At 68.1% G+C, this 2,120-nt stretch carries 1 protein-coding gene; it reads right to left on the reverse strand.

Annotated features, from left to right (window positions below; all coding sequences use genetic code 11):
* Positions 1-2,082: DNRLRE domain-containing protein (locus tag ACIA8F_RS39105; RefSeq protein WP_399385811.1), on the reverse strand; the 2,082-nt coding region annotated here is incomplete at its 3' end.
* Between the last annotated feature and the right edge of the window lie 38 nt (positions 2,083-2,120).

Consider the following 2,120-nt stretch of genomic DNA (forward strand, 5'->3'; position numbering starts at 1 on the left):
CCAGCCGTCCTCGTCGCGGCCGCTGGCTGCGCCGACGGTGGTGGCGCTGCCGGCGTAGAGCCATTGGTAGCCCTCGGTGCCGGAGCCGACGGCCCAGATGTCGGGGATGCCGTCGCCGGTTGCGTCGGCGGTGCCGAGGAGCATGGGGATGGGGGCGCGGAGCCAGCCGGTGGTGACGTAGGTGTTGTCGACGCCGTCGGCGGCGTTCGCGGCGAACTGCAGCGAGGTGAGGTCGGCGCCGATGCCGTTGGGGCCGGGCTTGCCCTTGCGCAAGGCCATGGTGCGGTTGGCATTGGAGTTGTCGCGGAAGAGGAGGTCGGGGACCTTGTCCCCGGAGACGTCCCGGACCCCGACGAGGTCGCGGGCGGCCCAGCCGGTGGCCATCTTGCGGTAGGAGGCGAAGCTGGAGCCGGTGTATCCGGAGAACGCCCAGAACGCGTCCGCGTCGAGGGCGAACAGGTCGCCCAGGCCGTCTCCGTCGGCGTCTTCGGTGACGATGATCTGCCGGAAGGCGGAGGCGTCGGGTGCGCTCAGCGGCATCTGCAGTTCCTGGCGGCGGCCGACATCGAACTGTCCGGTGCCGGTGCCGGGGTAGATGTAGAGCTTCCCGTCGGGCATGCGGGCGATGAGGTCGGTGATGCCGTCCCCGGGATGCCAGTCGGTGGCGTGCCCGATCAGCGCGGGCGTGGTCCCGGTCGGGTCCTTGAAGTAGCCCGGCGCCACCGGCTTGCCGTTCTCCACGGCGCCGGGGATCCAGGCGTCGGTGTCGCCCTTCTTGTCGCCGGCGTAGGTGCGCAGGTTGCCGTCCTTGTCGATGGCCAGGATGTCGGGGCTGCCGTCGCCGGTGACGTCACCGGGGGTGTCGGTGCCGGGACGCGCCTGGACGTAGAAGAGGTACTCGCTCTGCGGGGAGACGTTCCCGGAGGTGGCCACGGTGCGGACGTAGAGGACGTTGGGTCCGGCGGTGTCGACCTGGAGTTTGATGGTGGCCAGGTCGGTGCCGGCGCCGGGGGTGATCTTGTTTTCCCAGGTGGGGTGGTTCAGGGACCACTGGTACTCGCGGATGCTTCCGGCCGGGGTGCCGTTCCCGCGGATCTCGATGCTCTGGTTCGGGGTCGAGGCCGGGTTGACGCTCCACTCCGCCGCGTCGGGGCCGGGGGCGGGGAAGTCGGTGGACTTGATCGCGGGGCTGGCGGGGGCGACGTGGTCCACGGTGAAGGTGCACCAGCCGCCGCCACCGGAATCGGCGGGGCCGGAGCCGGGGGCGCCGTAGCCGTCGGCGTCCACGGCGCGGGCCAGCCAGAAGTATTTGCGGCCCGAGGTGAACTTCGACCAGGGCACGGTGCGGTTGACGCTCTGGTCGCTGTTGACGGCGATCCACTCGTTGTGGACGTTCGTGCCCGAGACGGCGTCCCAGACCTCGATCTGCAGCTTGCTGAGGTTCCCGTCCCGGTCCTTGCCCTTGACCTGGAAGTTGATGTCGGTCTTGCCGAGGCTCGTACCGTTCCCGCTGGTCAGACACGGCCCGCCCGGGCTGGTGTTCATGTTCGCGGCGATCGGGATGTCCGGCGGGGTGTTGTAGGTGATGTCGAGGTAGGGGGCCGACTCACCGTTGGCCAGGAGCTTCTTCCAGTAGTACGAGTCCGACTCGTTCGGCGCCTTGAAGCCGAGCGCCAAACCGGTCCAGCCGCTGCTCGCGGCCGATGTGACCAGGCCCTTGATGTCAGGGGCGACCCAGTTGTCGGGGCAGGAGGAGTTGTAGCCGTAACCGGCGTTCTCCGTGGCCACCTTGTTGCCCCACCAGCCGGTGGTGTTGTTCCACGTACTCGACGACGTCACCAAGTACGTCGAGTAGATGTCCATCGGCTTCGTCGTGCACGACCACGAATACGTCTGCAACGCACGCACCACCGCGGTACGGATACCGGCACCGTGCAGCTGGGTACCGAACTCGAAATTGAAAATGGAACGCGAAGTTCCCCCCGAGCTCGATTCGTATCCCACACGGGCCTCGTTCGTACCCGAGGCGTTGTAGTTCTGGCCGTTGTAGAAGCTCGACCCGCCGGCCGTCTTGTAAAGCAGCGACCACGCGTACTTGCGACCCTTGAACGACGGGTCGA

This window comes from Streptomyces sp. NPDC051563 (genome assembly GCF_044454225.1).
Lineage (GTDB): Bacteria > Actinomycetota > Actinomycetes > Streptomycetales > Streptomycetaceae > Streptomyces.